Here is an 18176-nt window from a genome sequence, read left to right as displayed (position 1 = left end):
TAGGATTTAGCTTCACCAACTTCTCCAAAGGCTCGATCGCCCCACCTTATTATTCATCTGCAACCGCACATTTGCCAATCCCTCCAGAGCCGTCTGATTCTGCGGTTCCCGCTGCAAAACCGTCTCATATCCCCGTTCCTGGGCCGCCAGCAAAGATTCCTGAGAAACTGCTACCGGAGCCGATTTTTGTTGGTGCTGGCTGCTCAAACCGCTACTGAACAGACTCACAACACCAAAAATCGCAGAACCACCAAAGCCAACCATTGATACTAACGCAAAAATCTGCTTAAGACGATTTTTGGTAAACACACTTGGCTTCTGGGTCAGTCCTAGTTTACCTTAACAGTTTAAGAGAACTTAGGCTTAACTACCAAATAAACCGGGTTTTTCCCTCCAATTAAAGACTAAAGTGCAGTATTTCCGTCAAAAAACCTGGTTTCTGCGTTCAGGACTATTTAATCGAAAAAGGGATTAACGCGATCGCCACCACTTTTTATAATCTTGACAAATTACATTTTATAGTGTAAAAAGATACCCAAAAATTAGGACAACACCCCAATTAGCTGACGCCGCCCAGGGCAGTTCCGTTCCCGCGACCTCAGACCGCCGCAGCATGGCCGGGATTCCTCACCACACAAAAACAAGTTACAATTACGTTAAGATTGATGAACATAAATAAAAATTCCCAAATCACAGGGACTAAAAATTAGGAGGATCGACCTCGGTGAATAAACGGTGGAGAAACGCTGGCCTGTACGCACTGCTGGCTATTGTAGTCATTGCCTTAGCAACGGCTTTTTTTGACAAACAGCCCCCAAGCCGCGAAGTTTGGAAGTACAGTCAATTCATTCAGGAAGTCGAAGGCAAGAGAGTAGACAAAATAAATATCAGTTCCGATCGCAGCAAAGCCCTGGTCACAGCCCAGGACGGCAACAAGGTACTCGTTAACCTGCCGAACGACCCCGAACTGATCAACATCCTGACCAAAAATAACGTAGATATTTCAGTTCTGCCCCAAAGCGACGAAGGCTTCTGGGTAAAAGCCCTCAGCAGCCTGTTCTTCCCGATTCTGCTTTTGGTCGGACTGTTTTTCCTGGTGCGGCGCGCCCAAAACGGGCCCGGCAACCAAGCCATGAACTTCGGCAAATCCAAAGCTAGAGTCCAAATGGAGCCGCAAACTCAGGTGACTTTCGGCGACGTGGCAGGCATCGAACAAGCCAAGCTAGAGCTCGCAGAAGTCGTGGACTTCCTGAAAAATGCAGACCGCTTCACTGCAGTCGGAGCAAAAATTCCTAAAGGCGTGCTGCTAGTGGGCCCTCCCGGAACTGGCAAAACCCTGCTGGCAAAAGCAGTGGCTGGAGAAGCAGGCGTTCCCTTCTTCTCGATTTCCGGTTCAGAATTTGTGGAAATGTTCGTGGGTGTCGGTGCTTCCCGCGTCCGCGACTTGTTTGAACAAGCTAAATCGAACGCTCCTTGTATCGTATTTATCGATGAAATTGACGCCGTAGGCCGCCAGCGGGGCGCTGGTTTGGGCGGTGGTAACGACGAACGGGAACAAACCCTGAACCAGTTGCTGACCGAAATGGACGGCTTTGAGGGCAATACTGGCATCATTTTGATTGCTGCCACGAACCGTCCCGATGTGCTCGATGCGGCGCTGCTGCGTCCGGGTCGCTTCGATCGCCAAGTTGTGGTCGATCGCCCCGACTTCGGAGGCCGCCTAGAAATTCTCAACGTTCACGCCCGCGGCAAAACTTTGTCGAAAGACGTGGACTTGGAAAAAATCGCCCGCCGGACACCCGGTTTCACCGGTGCGGATTTGTCCAACCTACTCAACGAAGCAGCAATTTTAGCCGCCCGTCGCAACTTGACCGAAGTCTCAATGGATGAAGTCAACGACGCGATCGACCGCGTGCTCGCAGGCCCAGAAAAGAAAGACCGCGTGATGAGCGAAAAGCGCAAAACTTTGGTAGCTTACCACGAAGCCGGTCACGCTTTAGTCGGCGCGCTGATGCCCGACTATGACCCCGTGCAGAAAATTAGCATTATCCCCCGCGGCCGCGCTGGCGGTTTGACTTGGTTCACACCCAGCGAAGATCGGATGGATTCTGGCTTGTATTCTCGGTCTTACTTGCAAAATCAAATGGCGGTAGCTTTGGGCGGCCGCATTGCTGAAGAAATTGTCTTCGGCGAGGAAGAAGTGACAACCGGCGCTTCCAACGACTTGCAACAAGTAGCCAGAGTAGCGCGCCAAATGGTGACTCGCTTCGGAATGAGCGATCGGCTTGGCCCTGTAGCTCTCGGTCGCCAACAAGGCAATATGTTCATGGGTCGCGATATCATGGCTGAACGCGATTTCTCCGAAGAAACCGCAGCGACGATCGACGATGAAGTGCGTTTGTTGGTAGAGCAAGCTTACCGTCGCGCTAAAGATGTACTCGTCGGCAACCGCCATGTCCTTAATGCTTTGGCAGATATGCTAGTTGAAAAGGAAACTGTGGATGCTGATGAATTGCAAAATTTGTTAGCTAATAGCGATGTGAAAATGGCGACGATCGCCTAATCAATTTTGGATTTCGGATTTTGGATTTTAGATTAAATCTAAAGTTTGAAATCAATAATTGGGGTGATTCTGGGATTGTCGGGAATCGCCCCGATTTTTTTGTGGGCACACAGGAAGCAGCGAAAAAAAGCATTGGAGTAGCAAACCATGATCGTCACTGAAGATAGAGCGCGTGAACTTGCACTTGATTGGGTAGAAGCTTGGAATACTCATAACCTCGATCGAATCATGTCCCATTACGCAGAAGATGTAATTCTGATATCGCCTGTCGCAGCGCAACTGCTAAACGAACCATCTGGGACAGTGACAGGCAAAGAAGCGCTACGAAACTACTTCAAAAAGGGGCTGGAAGTTTATCCTGATCTCAAGTTTGAGTTGCTTGATGTGATGTGGGGAGTTTCCAGTGTTGTCCTTTACTACATCAACCAAAAAGGCACGAAGGCAGGTGAGTTTATGGAAGTCAGTTCCACCGGAAAAGTGACTAAAGTTGTTGGTCATTACAACGGGTAGAGCGAGGTTATGCAAATGGCGGTAATATGGATGGCACAACCGAGCGATGCTGAGGCTTTACTTACTATAGCTAGGGAGTCAAACGCAGTCCACTGGCCTGTGGTGTAAAGAAAATAACGCAATTTTAACGGCCCCCTCGGAAACCCACGGAGGTGGATTTTGTTTGTATAGACGCGGTTTCAAACGCTCGGTCTTCCGATATGAACTGTATTGAATTATCTGGCGGCAAAATCAGTTAGCATGAATCATCAATCTTGGTTGACACTACTAAAAAAACACCGGGCGATCGCAGTTATCCGCTCCTCCGAAAAGCAACTTGCTTCACAGATGGCAAAAGCGGTAGCAGCAGGAGGAATCCAGTTTATTGAAATTACTTGGAATACCCACAAAGCCGCTGAATTAATTGCCGAACTCCGGTCTGAATTCCCTACTTTTAGTATTGGCACTGGCACTTTATTAAACTTAGAACAGTTGCAGCAAGCAATAGATTGTGGCGCTGAATTTCTGTTTACTCCGCACACCGATTTAACTATGATTAAAACAGCAGTTGATGCCGGAGTGCCGATCGTCCCCGGTGCTTTTTCTCCCACGGAAATTGTCACCGCGTGGCAAGCGGGCGCTACCTGCGTTAAAGTGTTTCCGATATCGGCTTTGGGAGGCGCGGCTTACCTGAAAAGCTTGCAAGGCCCCCTGGGAGACATTCCTTTAATTCCCACTGGCGGGGTGACGTTGGAAAATGCCAAAGTATTTATAGACGCCGGGGCGATCGCCGTGGGTTTAGCCGGAGACTTATTCCCTAAACACTTAGTGGAAAATCGCGATTGGCGCGCGATCGTCCAAATTGCCCAAACTCTCGCCCAAAACTTAACAACTTGTTAAGTCCAGTTTCCAAATCCAACATTTCAAATCTAAAATCTAAAATAGGACAAGCCAATCTAAAGTCTAAAATCTAAAATCTAAAATCTAAAATAGTACGAGGTGTGAGAAATGAACAGCATTATCAACTCAACTTACTTCCGTCGCGCGGGAACTTTCTTTGCCGGCTGCGCCCTCACTTTTGCTACATTCTGCGGCGGTTCAATGACCGCATTTGCCAGCGAACAGCACAACATAATTGCCAATAAAATTATGTTGTTGCAGCAATCCAGCGAACGGTGGATTGAAATAGATTTGTCAAGACAAAGGTTAATAGCGTGGGAAGGAAATACACCCGTTTACGCGGTAATTATTTCCAGCGGCAAATCATCGACTCCCACTCGCACCGGAACCTTTGCCGTTGAAACCAAACACCGCGTTACTAGAATGACTGGGCCGGACTACGACGTGCCCGACGTTCCCTATACAATGTATTACGACGGAGGCATGGCAATTCACGGCGCTTACTGGCACAATTTGTTTGGCAATCCCGTTACTCACGGCTGCACAAATGTAGCTGTCAATCACGCTAAATGGCTATTTGAATGGGCTTCGGTGGGAACACCTGTGGTGGTGCACAAATCTCAGGTTTAGGGAATTGGGAATTGGGCATCGGGCATCGGGCATAGTCGAACATTATTAGAACTTATGCAGCGGTGGTCAGAAACCGGGTTTTTTTGGGAAATACTGCGTTACAGCCGTAGATTCGGTCAAAAACCCGGTTTATTCGATCGGAGTTCATCTGTTGTGGTTTTTTTAGCTTGCTTACTTCATTACTGCCTTCAAGCACAATCCCAATTGTATAAGACTTTACTAAAATCTAATTCTCTGAGTGCTGAGTCATCAATAAAAAAGTTACCTACACCACTGTCTCCCCACATGATATCTACTGTCTCATTGCAATCGGTATCCATTTGCAATAGAAGAATGTCTGCCTTTTGTTGTCGATCGGATTTACTACTATATTTTCTTACGTCCTCTTGTGTAAAATCAGGATAACCACCTATTTTATGACCAAAGGACTGCGATATTTCTCGGTACTCATCCTCAATTTCATGGTTCATAAATAACTCGTTAATTTCTTCTCCTAATAGTTCGGTAAATTGGTAGTCATTGGTACTAATCGGCGCATATTTTTTAGTAAATTGCAAGCTGCAACAGCCATGAACAGGAAAAAGTTCGGGTTCCGGCAAAAAATCATAATTGGTAATGATGTTTTCAACTTGGAAGTCGGGCTGAGGAAAATATATTATTTTGAATCTGTCTTCGGCTGTGGGATTATCTACATCGGCCCAATTGCCCAAATCTAGACCATAGAAATCATCGTCGGCTATATAAAACTGCAAAATTCCCCGCTCGGGAAAACCATCTAAAGAGGGTACTTCAGAAAAGTTGAGTTGGGCAAGCAAAAATAAATATTTACCGTCAGGAGTTTTTGGATACTCAAAGCCTTTAGGTAAATAAGGCAATCCCCCAAATTTACTTTGCCACCAATTAACGTCATCATTATTGGTTTGAATTTCGATGTAAGGTTTAATGGTAGCTTCGATTGTGTCGCGATACTTTTCTAATTGGGGAGAGAGTGGAAATTCTAGTTTATAATTCATCTGCTTTTAACAATTTGTTTTGAAGGCAATCCGTAGGATGCGCCGAAGCGCACCTTACCTGTAAAGTCTATCCTTAACTTAGCTGCACCACGGGTTTATCCTCTAACAATGTTTGATTTGTCAGCAAATCTTCCACGGTAATTCGCAAAAAGCGCTGTTCGTCAACGCGGAAGAAGATTTTGATGCGATCGCTCCCCGGATACCCAGGCGGCGTCAATTGCGCGATGCTGCGGGCTCCTTCTTTATCATTTAAGGGCTGTACCGATGTTTGGCCCGCGAGTTGGCGAGTAATTAGCCTGTCACCGTCAAAATATATCTCCGTGCCGCCAGTTTCCGCTCCCAATTCCCCGATAATTAATTCTATACTTGGCTGATTTTCTAAAGAAGCCCCCAAGACTAATTCTACCGGTTCGCTCATCGGATAAGACTGGCCGGATTTGATTAAACTGTGCCAACTGTGGCAATTGTCGCGGCGGTTCCAGTAGCGAATTCCGTAACTGTGATAGAGAAAATCTTTGATTTCTATGCCTTGACTCAGTTGCAGAGCACCTTGGGCGATCGCCTCAAAGGGTTTGTCACAGCGAATTTTTGCCGGATCGAAATATTGCTGCACCCAACGCCCGACAGCGGGAATTTGTACAGTACCGCCAACTAGCAAAACTGCATCGATATCGCCAATTTCTAAGCCTTGGCGCCGCGCTTGCTGCAATACTTGATTCATGCAGTCGTCTAGTTTGTCAAAAAATTGATGTTCCGCGAGGATAGATTCAAAACGAGTTCTGCCTAATTCTAATTCGTAACTCTCAAAATTTTCGTCATCAAAATAAACCTCAACAGCCTGATTTACTAAAGACAACTGAATCTTTAACCGTTCTGCTAATCTCGTTGTAATCGGAGATTTTGCCAGCCCTTTTGTTTGAACAAAATAGTCAACTAGCCAATTATCAATATCAGAACCGCCTAAATTTTGTCCGGCTTTAGCCAAAACCCGGGCAACTTTTGTTTTTTGCGCTGAAGATTCAGCTAATAACTTTTCGCCCCACTTAAGAATAAAACCGAGGGGCTTTTTGTCGGCGGAAGCGTCCAAACGCACTAAAGAAAGGTCTAGAGTGCCACCCCCGAAATCAATGACTAACAAATTTTCGCGATCGGCTAAACCGTAACCCAAAGCAGCCGCCGTAGGTTCGTCCAACATCCGCACCTGTTCTACTTGCAGAGATTGTGACACTTTGCCCAACCAATGGCGGTAAGCTTCAAAACTATCTACCGGCACAGTAAAAATCAAAGAGTCGATCGGCAAAGGCAGTTCGCGAATTGAGTTTACAATTTGGCTCAAATACCACTCACCTACTTGTTCAAAAGTAATAAGTTGCTCGTCAATTTCCGGCACAAAACCCTGAACTGAAGTGCCAATTCCCCGCTTGAAATTGCGGAAAAACCGAGAATCTCCACTCAAATCAAGGCCTTTGTCGCGGACTTGCTGACCGAGTATGACTTTACTTTGAGCAGCGTCCTCAACGTAGAGTAAACTGGGAATTAGGGGCGGATTTTGAGCCGAGATTGCCGACAATCCCGGTAATTTCAAAGTTTCGGGCTGCTGGAGGACTTGATTCCAGCGAGCGACGACGGTGTTGCTAGTTCCAAAATCAATTGCGATCGTCATTCAGCCAAAATACACAGCTACTAGGGATTAGATTATATTATGGTATTTAGAGCCGCAAATGCAAATATATTCTCAAATTGTCCTTGAATAAAGATTTGGTTACAACCGGAACAGCTTTCGCGGCGGAGTCTTCAATTTTGTGCAACTGCATATTTTTATTTGCAACAAATAAGCGCCACTTTTATAAGCGGCACAAAACTCATACCCTTCTAGATTTTATATTAAAAATTTGAGAATGACTAACTGCATAAGGGTTGGGAATTTGGGCATACAGTTGCATTGTTTCTTGAAAAGGGTATAATCTCTCCGTCGTCGCAATTTTTTACCTTTGGTATTAATCCAATTTTGTAATGAAGCGTGAAAAATGTTGGACATGGGCGATCGCAACTCAGCACTATTGGCTTTAACACTGCTTGTCCCTGCAGCTAGTATCGGTATCATAGCAGCCTTGTATATGGCCCCTGGAAGCTGGGGACAAACACTGTCAGTCTTTTGTCAAGTTTGGTTGTTGGTTTTTCCGATCGCGTGGTCTGTTTTTGTCGATCGCAAAAAGCTCAGTTTATCCCTGCCCAAGCGCCAAGAATTGCTGGCTGGATCTATTTGGGGAATATTCATGTTTGCGGTAATTCTGGGTATCTATAGCCTTTTCGGTCAGCAGTGGATCGATCCTGTAGTTGCTAAAGAAAAATCGTACCAATTAGGTATTAGCAGCCCTACTATTTACTTGATTGTAGAAGCATATTTTGTGCTAGTTAACTCGCTGATTGAAGAATTTACTTGGCGGTGGTTTGTCTGCAACAAGTGCCAGATTCTCATACCGGGCACAAAAGCAATATTTCTGAGTTCGCTATTTTTCACCCTCCACCACATTTTTGTAATAGCAGCTTACAGCGACTGGCAGGCTGTGCTATTAGGTTCATTAGCTGTCTTCGCCGCCGGGATAATTTGGTCGCACTCTTATGTGACTTACCGTTCGCTTTGGTCGAGTTATATCAGCCACGCGATCGCAGATTTAGCCCTAGCAACTATTGGTTGGCAAATTCTCTTTAACTAGCTGCTTTTTCAGCGACAATCGCAGGCAATTCTACAGTAAAAATTGACTTTTTGCCCAACTCACTCTCCAGATTAATCTCTCCCCCCATCATCCCGGCGGCGTGCCACTGCCACGGGCGATAATGTACCCTGATAAATTTTAAGATTCGGCAAGGTATATGTGGCTATAGCTGCGGTTGATGCCAACTAGCAGCGACAAGTGTTTGCTGGCATTGATGCTGATTGTACTGAGCTCTTGACTGATGCTGTGCAATAATCGACCGTTCATATCTTCCCACCGGAAGATGCTTTTCGTTAAGGCATCTGGTTTTAATTCTAGGTTGGGTTTTGCTGGCGATCACATAATTTTAGCTGCTTGAAAAGTGGCCAACATATCGCTACAATCATCGGCGGCCGGGCCCCAACAGCACACCGATTGTCATCTGGAATTGCAAACTTAGGAAAAATGATCCTTTCATAACATGAAATTTTTTGTACGCGAAATCGTTTGATACATACCACGAAGTTGCTGCTACTGCTTAGGAGTCAAGGTTTGCACCATATAGGCGGCTCAACCTTGAGTATTCCTTTGATCTTTCTAGGATAATTTGATAATTTGCGTAGGATCTTTTTTACGGTAATTACTTAGACAGGAATTGGGCAGGAACGCTACATATACTCTGCCCCGCAGTGGCAGTGTCTTTTGGGAACTTTTTCATGCGATCGCCTTTTATTAACAAATTTAAAACTCAGGCAGCTAATTAAATTTATATCGGTGAAACTCTATGTTCTGTAGCACGATTGGGAAACCTATTTTTTCAAAAAGTGGACGCCTCAACCAGGTTTTTTCAGGAACATACGACAACTGAGGGCTAGGGATATCGCTTGAAAAACAGGGTTTCTCCCCTCATTCGCGCGTTCACAACGGTCATTCGCGCGATCGCGCCCCTGCTGGTATCTGAGAAAACCACCATCTCTGAATCTTGACCAAATAGGATATTGTATCAAGCAATACCGACAGCACAGTTACCCAAAAACCACAACCAATGATTGGTATTTAGCTCTGTTGGTTCAATGAGGCAATCAACATTCTCAATGTAAGAATTCCCCTCTTGAATCGAGTATAAAATTTTGCCAAAGGCGATGTCTGTCTACTGCATATTGTTGTTAATGCTACCTTTATCCCCCACATTAAAAGTTTGCTGATATTCGGTTTCCCGTACATCTCTATCTGTTTGATCGTAAATGATGTTATCTTTAACAGAGCGTGTTGTCTAGCTTGGTGTTTGTCGCGAACAAAGCTCCTATTTGATGAGGAATCTATCTTCAGGAGGAACTTTCGCTGACCTGAAAATTATCCCTCTAGGAACTGTTTCGCGATCAAATCAATCCTTATCATCAATGCAATGACAGTGATATTTTGGCAGATAGATGTTGGGGTGTTGCGAACAGTCGATCAGTTGGATTCTATGTAAACACCAGGAAAGCGGTAATTAATATTCACCCGCCCCTCTTTCCTTTTGGGCTCTAATATCAGCGCTGCTAGCAGCGCCGAGAGCGAGTTAAAGTCGTCAGCGGGACTTAAAAATGAAAATCACCTTTGTTCTTCCTACTCTGTCTCTGACTGGTGGAATACGAGTAATATCTATTTTCGCAGAACTTTTGAGAAAGCGAGGACACTCCGTGTTCGTCATCTCTGTACCCACTCCCCAGCCGAGTATGCGCGAGCAAGTCAAGTCGCTGCTTCGGGGAGGGGGTTGGATTTCCCCACCTGAAAATGAACCCTCATTTTTCGATAACTTAGGTGTAGAACACAAAATTACCGATCGCTACCGCCCCGTAGAAGACAAAGATGTACCTGACGCTGACGTAGTAGTTGCCACCTGGTGGGAAACCGCCGAGTGGGTAGCCAAACTCTCTCCTAGCAAAGGAGCAAAAGCTTATTTTATCCAGCACCACGAAATTTTTGACTATCTACCTCAAGGAAGAGTAGAAGCAACTTGGATGCTGCCCATGCACAAAATTACGATCTCTGAGTGGTTAGTTGAGCTAGCTAGGACTAAATATGGCGATGACCAAGTTTCCTTAGCTCCTCCTAGCGTGGACAGCAAACAATTTTACGCCTGTCCTCGCAACAAACAATCGGTTCCTACAGTGGGCCTAATGTACTCTACAATCTACTGGAAAGGAACCGACATCGCCCTCAAAGCTTTTTCCATAGCAGCAGAAAAGATCCCCAACTTGCGTCTGGTTGCCTTCGGTGTAGATGCCCCATCCTCGGAATTGCCCCTACCGGCCAATGCCGAGTATGTAATTCAACCCGACCAAGACAAAATCAAAGACTATTACAGCAAATGCGATGCTTGGCTGCTGGCGAGCCGCTCAGAAGGCTTCGGCTTGCCAATTATCGAAGCGATGGCGTGCCGCACTCCCGTCATCAGTACCCCAGCAGGTGCTGCTCCTGAAATTTTGAGCGGCGGTACTGGCATACTTGTAAGACCAGAAGATCCCCAAGAAATGGCAAAAGCCATAGAGTCTATCTGTCAGTTGCCAAATTCCAAGTGGCAAGCCATGTCTGAAGCCGCCTATGCCAAGGTAAACAATTATACTTGGGAAGATGCCACGGCTCATTTTGAAGCGGCATTGAAAGTTGCTGTAGACAAATCTAAAAACCGCGAGGTTAACATAGATTGCTTTTCTCCCTACTATGCGGACAAAAAAATTCTGGTTGGATGCTAAGTGCCGCGCTGCCATTTGAAATTCGGCGCTACGGGCGTTTTCGGCGCCGGATTCTGGGGAGAAACTCAATATCGTTTGCTGGGGTGCTTCTGCTACAAATAAAATCGCCTGTGTCCTGTTTTCTACGCAGCAGTCTCGACACGAATTCTGACCGCAGCGACGACGGAATACAGGTTATAAATTGATCTGCCCAAATCTTAACTAGAGGGCAACGGAGGTTTTAAGGCTGGCTCCGTTACCGGTTAAACTTGTCTTGTCATCAAACATCTCCCGATTTGTAATTGGGAAAAGTCCCTGACGACAAAGTTAAGATCGGCTCGACTATCGAGTTACGATCACCTCCAGCACAGATCCGCACCCCGCAGAAAAGCCAAAAATAGGCTGGTAAGTGCGAACTTGCTGTTATGGAGGAGTTTTAACCAGTATCAATCTTCAGCATCTATTCATGAAAATTACTTTTGTCCTTCCTACCCTGAGCCTTACAGGTGGTATGAGGGTGTTATCTATCTACACAGAACTGCTGCAAAAGCGAGGACACAAAATATTTATCGTGTCTATGCCCGTGCCGCAACCAACTTTGCTCCAACAATTGCGATCACTGCTGAGGGGTAGGGGTTGGCTGTCCGCTTCCAAGACACAAAAGTCTCACTTTGACAAAGTGGATGTCGAAAGTCGAGTTCTCGAAACCAACCGTCCAATTACCGACCTGGACGTACCTGATGCCGACATTATCATGGCTACTTGGTGGGAAACTGCCGAGTGGGTGGCAAAACTCTCTCCCAGCAAAGGAGCGAAAGTATATTTTCTCCAACATTATGAGGCTTTTGACTACGTACCAAAAGGTCGAGTAGAGGCAACTTGGCGGCTGCCGATGCACAAAATCGCTGTGGCCCAGTGGCTGGCCGACATAGCTCGGAATGAATACGGCGATTTGTCTGTATCTCTCGTCCCTCCTACGGTGGACACCAAACAGTTTTACGACCCCCAGTCGCGAGCGAAGCAGCCGCGAGGCAAGCAATTAGTTCCTACAGTCGGGATGTACTATACTACAACTCCTTGGAAAGGCTGCGATATTGCCCTGAAAGCTTTGTCTATAGCTGCTAAAAAAATTCCTAACCTTCGTTTAGTTGCATTTAGTTCCGGCGACGATAGTCCTCTTCCCCATTTAATGCCAGAGGATACTGAGTATAATAAGGAACCTACTCAAGACCAACTAAAAGAATTTTACAGCAAATGCGATGCTTGGCTGTTTTCCAGCAGATCCGAAGGCTTCGGCTTGCCAATTTTAGAAGCTATGGCTTGTGGAACTCCAGTCATCGGCACTCCTGCTGGTGCGGCTCCGGAACTACTGGCTGGCGGGGGTGGCATACTTGTCAAGCCAGAAGACCCAGAGGATATGGCAAAAGCGATCGAGCAGATTTGTCAGTTGCCTGATGCCGAATGGCGCGCAATGTCCGAGGCAGCTTTGGAGACGGCAACAAATTATACTTGGGAGGATGCAACTAATCTCTTCGAGGCCGCACTGTACACTGCTGTGGAACGTCAGGCACAATTAACGAACAAGATGTAAAATTGAGGTTGATTTAAAAGAGTGGGGTTGGGCGATCGTTTAATCGAGAATTTTTATCGGGCAATTGGAGTTTTCTTTCTACAATTTTACTGCCAAAAAAGACCTATGGTTGCATTAATCCCACTGGCTATGTTCGGCTTTATTCCAGTCGTTTGTTACCTGTTTGTGAGGTTTCCGGCTCAGCGGGCGGTAATTATAAGTTTTGTAGCAGCGTGGCTTTTTTTACCGCAAGCTTCTTATCCCATCCCCTCATTGCCACCGTATACCAAAATCTCTGCAGCTTGCTACGGGATTTTGCTGGGGACTCTTATCTACGATACTGCGCGCCTCACCTCTTTTAAGCCCGGTTGGCTGGACGTGCCAATGGTAATTTACTGTTTGTGTCCAATTATTTCACAAGTTAGTAATGGTGGCAGCCCGATTTCTCCGACTATCAACCAAATCGTTACTTGGGGTCTGCCTTATTTTTTAGGACGCTTGTATGTGGGTAGTTTAGACGGGCTGCGACAATTGGCGATCGGGATTTTTGCAGGTGGGTTAGCCTACATTCCTTTTACTTTAATTGAAGGGGTTAGGGGCCCAATTCTGCACCAAATGATTTACGGCGTCAATGCCTTTGAGGACTGGGGTCAAGCAAGGCGTATGGGGGGGTGGAGACCGGTAGTATTTATGCAGCACGGTTTGATGGTGGGCCTGTGGATGATGACAGCCGCCTTAATTGCTGTTTGGCTGTGGCAAACTGGGACGCTCAAAAAGTTTATGGGCCGTAACATCAAGACTTTAGCAATTATATTAACTATCGCTTTTTTCCTGTGCCGTTCTACTGGCGCCTACAGTTTATTTGGAATGGCGTTGATCGTATTATTCTCTGCCAAGTTTTTTCGCACCTCTTTGCCCTTGCTCTTGATAATTGGATATATAGTGTTTTATCTGTACATAGCTGCAGCGGGTCAATTTTCGAGCCAAGACGTGATTGCATTCATTAATCAAGTATTTGGCGAAGAACGAGCCGCCTCTTTGAAGTTTAGATTTGACAATGAAGAGATATTGGGGGAAAAGGCGCGGCAAAGATTTATGTTTGGCTGGGGAGATTCCGGCGGAAACCGCGTGTATAACGAGTACGGTGATGATATCTCGGTCACCGACAGCTTATGGATTATTGCATTTGGCATCAACGGTGCAGTCGGTTTAGTTAGTTTATTTTCTTCAATGTTACTTCCTGTTATCGTCTTTTGCTTGTTCAAATATCCCGCCAGAACCTGGTCTAATCCCAAAGTAGCCCCTGCTGCCGCCCTGGGAGTAGCCTTAAGTATGTACGTGTTTGACTGTGTTTTGAATGCTATGACTAACCCGATTTTTGCGCTGATTGCTGGAGGAATATCGGGTCTCGTCTTAAAAGCTCCAGAAAGTCTTAAGGCCAAGAAAACCAGTTCGCCACCAAGAAGACAGGCGCTGGTTCACCAAAAATCAGGATGATTTTCGTGAAGGCGATCGCTGCTTCACTGCAAGCTTGACACTAGCTTGCCTTCCCTGGAGACAAAAACTAAAAAATCTACCACTTTTGGATGAAATCCAGTTCGGAAGTTGCCAGATATTTTTCACTAGGTTAAACTCTTAATCTCATAAACTCTTTTTTTTTACATTCATATGCAATGCTTTAACAAGTATTAGCACTGGATGGCTTTTTACTTGAAACTGTGTTGCGACTTATAAACTTAAAAATTGGCTTTATACACTTTTTCTAAAACGAGCTGATTCTTTACATAATCTTTAAAAATCCTCACTAGACAGGCAGGGTGTAGGAGGATATACTGAGAAAAGTATGTTCACTGAAGCACCCAGGTAGTTAAAACACGAAACTGAATTGTGGGTTATAATAGTTTGGGTTGTAGTTTAATATAAAGCGGGAAGGGCATCATAAATGAAAACAGTTAATTTATTGAATGTCTCGATAGATAACTTGTCAATCACAGAGTTATTTGAAAAACTCGAGTGCGAAGGTGGTGTCGTATTTACACCCAATGTAGACCACTTGATTAAGTTGCAGTATGACCGCGACTTCTATGAAGCTTACAATACATCTACTTATAGAGTCTGCGACAGTCAAATATTGATGTATGCCTCCAAGTTTTTGGGTACTCCTCTCAAAGAAAAGATTTCTGGTTCTGATTTGTTCCCTGCATTTTATATGTATCACAAAGATAACGAGAAAATTAAAATATTTTTGCTAGGAGCGGCTGAAGGTATTGCTAAGAAAGCCCAGGAAAAAATTAACCAAAAAATTGGTAGAGAAATAGTGGTTGAAGCACTTTCTCCTTCTTTTGGCTTTGAAAAAAACGAGGAAGAATGTGAAACAATAATTGACGCGATCAATAAATCAGGAGCGACTGTTCTCGCTATAGGAGTGGGAGCGCCCAAGCAAGAGAAGTGGCTGGTTAAATACAGGAGCAAATTAACACACGTCAAAATTTTCTTAGCCGTAGGTGCAACCATTGATTTTGAAGCTGGTTGCAAAGCCAGAGCTCCCAAATGGATGAGCGAAGTCGGCATAGAATGGGCGTACCGACTGTTAAGTGAACCGAGAAGGTTGTGGAAAAGATATTTGATTGAAGGTCTGCCTTTTTTCCGGTTAATCTTAGAACAAAAATTAGGGTTTTATAAAATGCCTTTCATGGAGAGCAAAACCAGCCAGCTAGAATGGAAAGGTGGCTCCTAAAAAGGTGAGCGACCAATCTCTAGCATAAATTAAGCTGAGTATCGGAGAAAGTGGGTTTGACTTTAAGGTAAGACTGATGCAATCTGTGGATAGTCCGATCGCACTTTCTCTCAAAATAATTCATTTTTGCTTTCAAGTCCAGGTAAAATCGGAAAGAAACCTTTTGTGGAAAATCCTAATTAGGGATGCAACCGATGAATCTGCCTTCTTTCTTGTGGTTGTGGAAAATAGCGGCTTGGTCAATGGGTGTTTCCCTGTTGGCTTACTTGTTACTGGCCGTTACTGGAACGTGGATGTTTGCCGCTAGGAGTACCAAACAACCGCGCCCAAAATGGCTGCGTCCCTTTCATTTAGCCACTGGTGCGGGGATGGCGACTTTGGTAATTTTACTGCTGGGAATTGGTGTAGTCGGTACGCTAGGATACTACGGCAATTTGGGTCACTCGGCTCATTTACCGGCGGGGTTAGCTGTTGTAGCTTTGGTGTTGGTTTCTGTTGGCAGCGGGCTGCAAATTGGCCCTAAACATCCTTGGGCGCGTCCCCTCCACATCGGCACTAATTTGGCTTTGTTTGGGGGATTTGTGACTGTGTTGCTCACAGGATGGACGATCGTACAAAAGTATTTGCCGAAAGTTTGAAACCTGTCTATTTGACCTCAAACTATACCAAATATGCAAGGGAAAACATATATGTAAGGTGCGCCGCAGCGCACCCTAGGTTTAATTTTTTTGCGTGAGTCCGCTTTTGGTGATGAATTCTAAAATATGCTGCGCGGTAGTCTGTGGCTTTTCTAAGTGGGGAACGTGCCCGCAGTCGGGTATCCAAATTAGTTGAGAATTTGCGATCGCCCTTGCAAACTTTTCCGCATCCGCCGTCCCCAAAATCCGGTCTTGTTTTCCCCACAAAATCAGCGTCTGCTGCTGAATTTGCGCTAATTTTTCCCCAAAACCACCGTAACCGCCGCTTTTGGTAAACGCAATTAAAGCTTGATTCCAGTTGGGCATTTCCAAGTGCAAAGCAGCACAAGTTTGAGCGTCTTGAGAAGCCAAATTTTTATCGAAATAAGCATTGACGCTAATTCGCTGGCGAATTTTGGGATTGCGTAAAAATGAAGTTGCCAGATATCCTAAAGGAGGAATTAAAAACTTTCCCTTATTAGAACTGATGGCAAAACCTGCGCTATCTATTAACACTAATTGTTTTACAGCTTCGGGATAATTGAGAGTGAAATCAATTGCTGCTGCACCTCCCATTGAAGCACCGACTAAGATTACAGGCTGCGAAATTAGCGTTTTCCAAAAATAGTAAAGGTGACTTTCAATTGCCCTCGCGCTGAATGCCAAACCTGCCGCTCTTTCTGTAAACCCGAAACCCAACAAATCAACCGCCCAAGTTTCATTTTCGGCAGCTAGCAGCGGCAACAGGCGGCGGAATTCAAACAAGGAACTGTCGAAGCCGTGAATTAGCAAAATTGGTGTGTTGCCGCTGCCTTGGCGTACGTAGGTTGTGGCAATTGGTCCCGAAGATAGGGGAGTAGTAATTGCCTCTCGTTGAATGCTTTGGGCTAAGGCAATTGAGGTAGATTCTGTGAGTTGTGCGATCGATTTTGGCAGAAAACTTGCTGGCATAATTCTTGATAAATTGTGAATCGGTAGGGGCGATGCCACTCTGTCCGCCCTAACATTTAAGTATATACAGCAGATTCCAGGCAAATAAAGTACACCTTAATCCCAAGCACTTACCAAACTGGTTGACAAACCCTTGCAACCGTACTCCATAAACCTGGAAATTGCTGTATGCTTGCTCGATCGCTATTTTAGGAGTTCGGGCGAGTCATTAAAATTCGATCGGTACTCAGTATCCTTCAGCCCCGTCTAAGGCTGAGCTTGTTAACCAGATGTTAAAATATTTTATAATCGTTGTCAATAATTCCTGTTTAATCTACCCTTACCTTCCTCTGCGTTAAGACCGTCTCTGCAGTTTATTCACAAAAACTAATTGACAAATCCAATAAAATTAGCCTACCATTTACTCAAACATCTGAATATATTTTAAATATTTTTTACAATTATTCTAAAATCTTAAAAAGAGACTGAGGATAACTCAAACTCCATAGCTCAAAATCCTAGCCAATAAAATTGGCAGCATGGACGGTGACAACTGCGCCAAAAAAGTCGAAGCCTGTATGCAAAAATTGCCAGGAATTACGGAAATTAATCTAGTATTTGCCACATTAAGTTTCGGTAAATTGAACAAGGAATAGCAAGCTTCACCTAAAACTTAAAATTTAAAATTGCTTGGTGGCTGTGTACAGATAGCCAAAAGTTCAGGATTTTTTCGCCCACTTGTTCTGGATAGAAGTGGTGAAAGAAATGTCTACCGTCTTGACATTCCCAAAGCCTATCGCCTTTTTTAAGAAATTTCGACCAGCGACGCATGACAACAGGAGATACCAGAAAATCTGTTTTGCTGCTGCATATTAACAAAGGTACTTCTACACCTTCATCGTGGGAATTACTAATCCTAAATAAGGAGTGAGGACAAGGAGAACAGGCTAAGTCATCCTCAAAATATGATATAAATTTTTGATTAATAATTTGATTTTGGCATCCCAGCATATCGCCTACTATTTGATTCAAAACTTGTTTGCGACTCCGGGGAAAAGCTGAAAGATACGTATAGTAATGTGCTTGCCAATTAATAGCAGATGGCAAACCCACAGATAAAAGTCCCAAAGAACGTACTTTGTGAGGATAGCGGCGCGCATACATTAAACCAACTAATCCGCTGGTACTGTGGCCAATGAGATGAATTGGGCGATCGCGCAATGTTAAAAAATCGTGCAAAAGTTCAACAGCCAT

16 protein-coding genes are annotated in these 18176 nt (G+C 44.9%); 10 read left to right on the top strand and 6 right to left on the bottom strand.

Annotated features, from left to right (window positions below; translation table 11 throughout):
• Positions 1-12: 12 nt before the first annotated feature.
• Positions 13-309 carry a hypothetical protein gene (locus tag QUA34_RS16080; RefSeq protein ID WP_333328904.1) on the bottom strand — a complete coding sequence of 99 codons (297 nt, stop codon included), beginning with the start codon at positions 307-309 and terminating at the stop codon, positions 13-15.
• Between the two features lie 415 nt (positions 310-724).
• Here QUA34_RS16080 and ftsH3 point away from each other — a divergent pair, with 415 nt between their 5' ends.
• The 4 genes from ftsH3 to QUA34_RS16060 all read left to right on the top strand — a co-directional run bounded on the left by ftsH3 (position 725) and on the right by QUA34_RS16060 (position 4582).
• Positions 725-2563 (top strand): ATP-dependent zinc metalloprotease FtsH3, encoded by a 1839-nt coding sequence (gene ftsH3 / locus QUA34_RS16075; protein WP_006633639.1) that lies wholly within the window; start codon positions 725-727, stop codon positions 2561-2563.
• A gap of 147 nt (positions 2564-2710) precedes the next feature.
• Entirely contained in the window at positions 2711-3073 is a 363-nt protein-coding gene (locus QUA34_RS16070) for a nuclear transport factor 2 family protein (RefSeq protein ID WP_333388157.1), read from the top strand.
• A 240-nt stretch (positions 3074-3313) separates the two neighbouring features.
• A complete protein-coding gene (locus QUA34_RS16065; RefSeq protein WP_333388154.1) occupies positions 3314-3952 on the top strand; it encodes a bifunctional 4-hydroxy-2-oxoglutarate aldolase/2-dehydro-3-deoxy-phosphogluconate aldolase in 639 nt (212 codons plus the stop codon).
• Between the two features lie 108 nt (positions 3953-4060).
• Entirely contained in the window at positions 4061-4582 is a 522-nt protein-coding gene (locus QUA34_RS16060; RefSeq protein WP_333084709.1) for a L,D-transpeptidase, read from the top strand.
• A 188-nt stretch (positions 4583-4770) separates the two neighbouring features.
• Here QUA34_RS16060 and QUA34_RS16055 read toward each other — a convergent pair whose 3' ends face one another.
• Together QUA34_RS16055 and QUA34_RS16050 are read right to left on the bottom strand one after the other, a co-directional pair.
• Positions 4771-5595 carry a YwqG family protein gene (locus tag QUA34_RS16055; RefSeq protein ID WP_333388151.1) on the bottom strand — a complete coding sequence of 275 codons (825 nt, stop codon included), beginning with the start codon at positions 5593-5595 and terminating at the stop codon, positions 4771-4773.
• A gap of 73 nt (positions 5596-5668) precedes the next feature.
• On the bottom strand, positions 5669-7258 hold the full coding sequence (locus QUA34_RS16050; RefSeq protein WP_333388148.1) for an Hsp70 family protein: 1590 nt from the start codon (positions 7256-7258) through the stop codon (positions 5669-5671).
• 373 nt (positions 7259-7631) lie between these two features.
• Between QUA34_RS16050 and QUA34_RS16045 the strand changes: the two genes are divergently transcribed.
• Positions 7632-8312, top strand: a complete 681-nt coding sequence (locus QUA34_RS16045; RefSeq protein WP_333388145.1) for a type II CAAX endopeptidase family protein — start codon at positions 7632-7634, stop codon at positions 8310-8312.
• Between the two features lie 138 nt (positions 8313-8450).
• On the opposite strand, the gene QUA34_RS16040 is transcribed toward QUA34_RS16045, so the two are convergent.
• Positions 8451-8579 carry a hypothetical protein gene (locus tag QUA34_RS16040; protein ID WP_333328921.1) on the bottom strand — a complete coding sequence of 43 codons (129 nt, stop codon included), beginning with the start codon at positions 8577-8579 and terminating at the stop codon, positions 8451-8453.
• A 1298-nt stretch (positions 8580-9877) separates the two neighbouring features.
• On the opposite strand from QUA34_RS16040, the gene QUA34_RS16035 reads away from it, so the two are divergent.
• From QUA34_RS16035 to QUA34_RS16015, 5 genes are all read left to right on the top strand, one after another.
• Positions 9878-11029 (top strand): glycosyltransferase family 4 protein, encoded by a 1152-nt coding sequence (locus tag QUA34_RS16035; RefSeq protein ID WP_333328924.1) that lies wholly within the window; start codon positions 9878-9880, stop codon positions 11027-11029.
• A 445-nt stretch (positions 11030-11474) separates the two neighbouring features.
• Positions 11475-12599, top strand: coding sequence for a glycosyltransferase family 4 protein (locus QUA34_RS16030; protein WP_333328927.1), 1125 nt, complete (start codon positions 11475-11477; stop codon positions 12597-12599).
• A gap of 105 nt (positions 12600-12704) precedes the next feature.
• Complete coding sequence (locus QUA34_RS16025; RefSeq protein ID WP_333388141.1) at positions 12705-14075, top strand: O-antigen ligase domain-containing protein; 1371 nt, start codon at positions 12705-12707, stop codon at positions 14073-14075.
• A gap of 445 nt (positions 14076-14520) precedes the next feature.
• A complete protein-coding gene (locus tag QUA34_RS16020) occupies positions 14521-15315 on the top strand; it encodes a WecB/TagA/CpsF family glycosyltransferase (RefSeq protein ID WP_333328933.1) in 795 nt (264 codons plus the stop codon).
• Positions 15316-15509: 194 nt separating this feature from the next.
• On the top strand, positions 15510-15953 hold the full coding sequence (locus QUA34_RS16015) for a DUF4079 domain-containing protein (protein WP_333067855.1): 444 nt from the start codon (positions 15510-15512) through the stop codon (positions 15951-15953).
• Between the two features lie 81 nt (positions 15954-16034).
• Here QUA34_RS16015 and QUA34_RS16010 read toward each other — a convergent pair whose 3' ends face one another.
• Both QUA34_RS16010 and QUA34_RS16005 read right to left on the bottom strand, forming a co-directional pair.
• Positions 16035-16943 (bottom strand): alpha/beta hydrolase, encoded by a 909-nt coding sequence (locus QUA34_RS16010; RefSeq protein ID WP_333388138.1) that lies wholly within the window; start codon positions 16941-16943, stop codon positions 16035-16037.
• 645 nt (positions 16944-17588) lie between these two features.
• Positions 17589-18176 carry an alpha/beta hydrolase gene (locus QUA34_RS16005; protein ID WP_333328938.1) on the bottom strand — a complete coding sequence of 196 codons (588 nt, stop codon included), beginning with the start codon at positions 18174-18176 and terminating at the stop codon, positions 17589-17591.

This window comes from Microcoleus sp. POL10_C6, from assembly GCF_036701585.1.
In the GTDB taxonomy this organism is placed as follows: domain Bacteria; phylum Cyanobacteriota; class Cyanobacteriia; order Cyanobacteriales; family Microcoleaceae; genus Microcoleus.
Note: the sequence above shows the minus strand (reverse complement) of the source record. Positions and strands in the feature narration are given on the sequence as shown.